Annotated in this window: 9 protein-coding genes; all 9 read right to left on the bottom strand. The window is 72.1% G+C overall.

Annotated elements, in window-relative coordinates; translation table 11 throughout:
• Positions 1-46: 46 nt before the first annotated feature.
• Positions 47-229, bottom strand: a complete 183-nt coding sequence (locus DQW06_RS12845; protein ID WP_117198524.1) for a hypothetical protein — start codon at positions 227-229, stop codon at positions 47-49.
• 13 nt (positions 230-242) lie between these two features.
• The gene (locus DQW06_RS12840) at positions 243-665 is read right to left on the bottom strand and encodes a hypothetical protein (protein WP_117198523.1); all 423 of its coding nucleotides are present in this window, start codon (positions 663-665) and stop codon (positions 243-245) included.
• 463 nt (positions 666-1,128) lie between these two features.
• Positions 1,129-1,392: a hypothetical protein gene (locus DQW06_RS28915; protein WP_157983429.1), complete on the bottom strand. Its 264-nt coding sequence runs from the start codon at positions 1,390-1,392 to the stop codon at positions 1,129-1,131.
• Between the two features lie 19 nt (positions 1,393-1,411).
• Positions 1,412-1,759 carry an HIT family protein gene (locus DQW06_RS12830; RefSeq protein ID WP_117198521.1) on the bottom strand — a complete coding sequence of 116 codons (348 nt, stop codon included), beginning with the start codon at positions 1,757-1,759 and terminating at the stop codon, positions 1,412-1,414.
• Positions 1,756-2,157, bottom strand: a complete 402-nt coding sequence (locus DQW06_RS12825) for an RNase adapter RapZ (RefSeq protein ID WP_198662438.1) — start codon at positions 2,155-2,157, stop codon at positions 1,756-1,758. The genes DQW06_RS12830 and DQW06_RS12825 overlap by 4 nt, the downstream gene beginning before the upstream one ends.
• The gene (locus DQW06_RS12820; protein ID WP_117198520.1) at positions 2,154-2,765 is read right to left on the bottom strand and encodes an NUDIX domain-containing protein; all 612 of its coding nucleotides are present in this window, start codon (positions 2,763-2,765) and stop codon (positions 2,154-2,156) included. The genes DQW06_RS12825 and DQW06_RS12820 overlap by 4 nt, the downstream gene beginning before the upstream one ends.
• Positions 2,766-2,929: 164 nt before the next feature.
• The gene (locus DQW06_RS12815) at positions 2,930-3,457 is read right to left on the bottom strand and encodes a DUF3307 domain-containing protein (RefSeq protein ID WP_117198519.1); all 528 of its coding nucleotides are present in this window, start codon (positions 3,455-3,457) and stop codon (positions 2,930-2,932) included.
• Between the two features lie 88 nt (positions 3,458-3,545).
• Positions 3,546-3,791: a hypothetical protein gene (locus DQW06_RS12810; protein WP_117198518.1), complete on the bottom strand. Its 246-nt coding sequence runs from the start codon at positions 3,789-3,791 to the stop codon at positions 3,546-3,548.
• Positions 3,792-3,845: 54 nt separating this feature from the next.
• The gene (locus DQW06_RS12805; RefSeq protein WP_117198517.1) at positions 3,846-4,496 is read right to left on the bottom strand and encodes an AAA family ATPase; all 651 of its coding nucleotides are present in this window, start codon (positions 4,494-4,496) and stop codon (positions 3,846-3,848) included.
• Positions 4,497-4,689 lie beyond the last annotated feature (193 nt).

Here is a 4,689-nt window from a genome sequence, read left to right as displayed (position 1 = left end):
CGCCACCCAAGGGTGGCGAGCGGAGCCTGCGTGGCTTCAGGTGAGGTCAGGGCCGCTTCTGCTCGGCGACCGCCATCGTCGCGGCTGCCAAAGCCAGGGTGGCGTGGACCTGGGCGGCCGCGGCCAGCGTGGAGGCCACCTCCGGATGGTCCGCTGCGTAGCCCTCAGCTTGGAGGGACAGATTCCCTGCCGCCCGGTGCGCCAGGTCGTACTCGTGCTGGTGGCTCATGCTGTTCCCCTTGTCAGCGGTCGGATCGGACCCAGCTCGCGACGGCCTCGTGGACGCGCTCCTCGGGGAAGGTCTCCTCCATCACGGCGAAAGCCGTGGTGCGCAGCTCCTGCACCCAGAGCCGTCCCGCCGTGTCGTCGGGTGCGCCCATGTTGACCTCGGTGGCGATGCTGCGCACCAGCTTGTCGCTGGCCTTGCCGAAGAAGGCCAGGGAGTAGGACGCCAGCTTCCTGCGGTGCAAGTTCGGGTTCTCGGTCCCCAGCAGGAGCTTGAGGTGTATAGCGATCTTGCCGGTGACGTAGCTGGTTCCAGTTCCGAGGTCCTCGGCGACCCTCTCCCAGAAGGGGCCGTAGGTGTCTTCGGTGTAGGGGGAGGGGAGCATCATGAGGAGTCTGATCAGGCGGTTGGTGTGCGCGGAGTCGGTGAGCTCGGCCATGATCGCCTTTCGACGCGGGCAGCAGGGCGCCGTCACGCTACAGCCGACCAGCGGTGTGTGAGGGGCAAAGGCCAGGTCCGGTCCCTGTCCCTGTCACCGGCCGGGCTCGTGCCACCGGCCCATGACCGGCCACAGCTTCCCCGGGTCAGCCACGGGGGTGAACCCGGACGCGGCCAACCAGCCGACCCGGCCTGCGCCCCCGGGCGCTTCGTCGGGGACGGCGAAAACCCACTTCAGGCCGGCTTCGTCGGCGGGGCGGATGCGCATGCTCTCCAGGATGGCCCCGGCGGCGCGGTGCGAGGGGTACGAGTCCTCGCACGCGTGCTACGTCTCGCACGGATAGCACGCGTATCACTCCAGTTCAGAGTCCTGAAACGCGAAAAGCCCCGCCCGGAAAACCGGGCGGGGCAGGGCCCGCGCTCGGGTGAGCGCGGGCCGTAGAACGTGGTGATGTACGGGTTGGTCAGAGGCGTGCGCGGCGCCGCTTCTCGACTGCGGCCCACGACCACTGCGGCGGGTCGGGCACCCGGGTCACGGCGGTGACCGCGGACAGGCGGGCCCGCCACGGCTTCGCGTGGTGGGTGCCGTCGTAGTCGTCGTGGTCGTACAGCCACAGGTGGTGGTCGCTGTAGTCCAGGAGGCGGCCGCGCACCACGGCGCCTCCCTGGTCGACGTCGACCTCGGCGTGCAGCTCCAGGGTCTCCAGGGTGTCCAGGATCGGGCTCACGGGGTTCTCCGTTCAGTAGCTAGCGGGCCTGGGTGGTCCACGGCAGCGCGAGCCCGTCCCCGAGGTAGCGGGGCAGAACGTGCCAGTGCAGATGCCACTGGGTCTGGGTCGCGGCCGGGCCCACGCTGGTGAGGATGTTGGCCTGCCACCGGGCCTCGGCGACCAGCGCGGCCGCGTAGGAGGCGGTCCGCCCGGCCAGGTCCGGGTCGTGCGCCGCGCTGGGCGTGTGCCGCACCGGGATGACCAGCAAGTGCCCGTCGTTGACCGGGTTGAGCGGGCGGATGGCCAGGGCGTCGGGCCAGCGCCGCACGATCTCGGCCGGGGCCTGGTCGGCGGCGATCTGGCAGAACGCGCACGTGGCGTTCACCGGGAGATCACCTCCCGGTCCAGGTGCAGGTCGACCAAGCCGACCTCAAACCCGCGCTCGCGCAACCGCCTGCACAGCTCGCGAGCCGTTGAGGGTGCGCGGTGCCTGCCCCCGGTGCACCCCAGGGCCAGGTGGACCGGGGCGGTCACGGGGCCGGCGGCGTAGGCGAGGGCGACGTCGACCAGGGCGTCGATCAGCTGGGGGATGCCGGGGGTGGCGAGCACGGCCTGGACGACGCGGGGGTCGTCGGCGGTCAAGTCGCGGATCTCGGGGCTCACGTGCGGGTCACGGAAGTGGACCCGCAGGTCCACGACCAGGTGCGCGCCGAGTGAGTCGGCGGCAAGGCCCTCCTGGTTCAGGTGGCCGAACCCGAAGGACGTGATCAGTACGCGGGTCACGGGCGGCCTCCCAGCCAGTAGGTGTCCGGGGCGGTGGTGTAGAGCCGGGCCACGGCGGCCCGGGCGGCGTCGGTGGCCACGATGTCGCCGGTGCGGGCCAGGAGTTCGACCCAGACGGCCTCCAGGGACATCCGGTGCTGTTCGCGGGCGGGGCGACCGGAGTGGGCGAAGGCAATGGTGACGTCGGCCAGGCGCTGAAGCTCTTCGCGGGTGACCCACTCGGCGCCGGTGGTCTCCCCCGGGGCCGGGGTCAGCGTGGTGGTCGGGGTCTGGACGTCGTACACGGTCCACAGGTGCCCCGCGACCGGTTGCGCGGGCAGGGACGCGCAGAGGTTGGGCAGGTGGACGGTGAACAGCTCGGTCAGGCCGGTGACGCGGATGCCCAGTTCCTCGGAGCCCTCCGCCGCGGCCGCCGCCTGGAAGTCCGGCTGGCCGTGGTCGCGGGCGTGCCCGGCGAACAGCCCCCAGGCCGGGGGCCACCAGCCGCGGCCCAGGATCGCGAACTCGGTCTCACCGGTAACGGGGCTGGTGCGGGTCAACCTCCCGCCCACGGAGGTGCCGCAGCACCGCTTGAGCGTGGTGCGGGTGGTGGTGTGCTGGGTGGACATACTGGGTGTGCTCCTTCTGGGAGTGGCGCGGCCCGCCCCTACAGGTCCTCGGCAGGACGGGGCGGGCCGCGTGCTTTTTCGTCACGCGCACTTCGGGTGACGGTCGACCGGTCGGTCTCCCCACCGGCCCCGCGCGAGGCGGGGCCAGCAGAGGCACCGGCCGGTCAGCTCTCCTGCGGCTGCTCCTGGGCGTCGATGCGGGGCTTGAGGTCGCGGCCGATCCGGGAGGCGAACGCGCACGCCACCAGCACGGCGACGGCGAGTCCGGTGGATCCGATCAGGGCCGTGGTGGTGGGGGCACCGATGATCACCGCCGACAGCAGGATGAAGAGCATGTGGAACGCCTGATCGAGCTGAGCGGATCCGACTCGGTAGTAGTCGTGCTTGCCGGTCCGGTGCAGGGCGTAGGCCAAGCCCTCCAGGGTGCTGCGGCGGTCGCACCAGTAGTGCGAGGCGGCGTTCACGGCCAGGCCGACCACGAGGTTGACCACGCCGAAGGCGGCGTCGGCGTAGAGGACGACCACGGCCAGGGCCAGCACCTGGCACAGGGTGAGGGTGCCCACGTGGGCGGCGCACGCTCGCCGTCCCGCGTGGGAGTGCGCGCCCTTGGCCTGGGCCTGGTGGTTGGACTGGGCCCAGTGGTCGCCGATCCAGTGACCAGCGAAAAGGGCAGCGAAAGCAGCGGTCATCATGGTGGTGCTCCTTCGTTGTTGTGGGAGTGGTCGGGGCCGCCCGTGCTGTGGAAGGTGAGGGCGGCCCCGGCGTGTGTGCTTGGGCGAGTCAGAGGTGCAGGTTGCCGTGGTAGTCGCCGCCGACCTGCATCAGCGACCCTCCGTGGATCTCGCCGACGAAGTTGTTCACGACCGGACGACGGCGCGACCGGGCGGCGAACAGCAGCGCCACCTGTCCGGGGAAGTCGGTGTCGACGTCGTCCAGGGCGCGGCCGGTGGCGGCGTCGATCACGACCTGGTCGCCGGGAAGGTCGGCCAGGACGCGGCGCAGGGCGGCGACGGTCATGGGCTCCATCGGGTCTCTCCTTCGGTGTGCTGTGCAGATGAGGGCGGGCGACGTCCGGGACGGTCAGGCGGTGACGGTGAGCGGGGTGGTCTGCCCCCGGTGGCCGTACAGGCCGGTCCCGGTCTCCTGCCAGGTGCCGTTGGGCTCCTGGTAGCCGGGCAGCGTGGTGGGGGCCGCCAGGTCCAGGCCCGCGCCCAGCGCGGCGTACTGGCCGCTGCCCAGCAGCAGGCTGCGCACCAGGGAGCCGCCGCAGTGGATCTGAGCGAGGCTGTGCAGGCGGGCGACGACGGCCACGCCCAGGGCGCGCGAGGCGATGAGCAGGCGCTCCCACGCCTCGCGCTGGACGTTCAGGGCCTGGTGGCCGTCGACCAGGAGCAGGATCGGGGCGTCGGTGTCGTAGTCCTGGGTGAGCGCGTCGCCGAGTTCGGTCTCCAGCTGCGCGGGGGTGGTGATGTGGTGGGCGGCCGCCTCCGGTCCCCAGGCGGGTCCGCCGTCCAGGTCGATCTGGACGGTGTGGATCTCGGCCGCGCGGGCCTGGGTGGCCAGGCGCCTGAGCGCGGTGGTGCCGCCGCAGCCGCGGGGCCCGGTGATGATGCCGTGCTCGGTCTGGCCGTGCTCGTCCAGCAGCTGCCAGGTGACGGGGGCGCCCTCGGGGGTGGTGCCCAGGGTCAGGGAGAGCGGGGCGGCGGTCTGCTGGGTGGTCGTGAGGGTCACGGCGGTCCTTTCGGGGTGCGGTGCTCGGGTGTGGACCGGGCGGTCCTCTGGCCTGCCGGACCCCTCAGCGAGGGGTTCGGCAGGCCAGACCAACGCCCGGGAATGGTGACTTTCGGTGACGCTTGGCGGGGTGGTGGTGTGTTCGTGGGTGGGTGGCCCGTGGGGGGGTTGGGTGCCCCCACACCCCTGGGGG

The sequence above is a fragment of the Nocardiopsis sp. TNDT3 genome (assembly GCF_003427465.1).
GTDB lineage: Bacteria > Actinomycetota > Actinomycetes > Streptosporangiales > Streptosporangiaceae > Nocardiopsis > Nocardiopsis dassonvillei.
This window is presented reverse-complemented; position numbering and strand designations above follow the sequence as displayed.

Excerpts from the sequence above, each read along its gene's own strand:
- DQW06_RS12845 (WP_117198524.1), bottom strand. The coding sequence starts at position 229 with ATGAGCCACCAGCACGAGTACGACCTGGCGCACCGGGCGGCAGGGAAT.
- DQW06_RS12840 (WP_117198523.1), bottom strand. The coding sequence starts at position 665 with ATGGCCGAGCTCACCGACTCCGCGCACACCAACCGCCTGATCAGACTC.
- DQW06_RS12820 (WP_117198520.1), bottom strand. The coding sequence starts at position 2,765 with ATGTCCACCCAGCACACCACCACCCGCACCACGCTCAAGCGGTGCTGC.
- DQW06_RS12815 (WP_117198519.1), bottom strand. The coding sequence starts at position 3,457 with ATGATGACCGCTGCTTTCGCTGCCCTTTTCGCTGGTCACTGGATCGGC.
- DQW06_RS12810 (WP_117198518.1), bottom strand. The coding sequence starts at position 3,791 with ATGGAGCCCATGACCGTCGCCGCCCTGCGCCGCGTCCTGGCCGACCTT.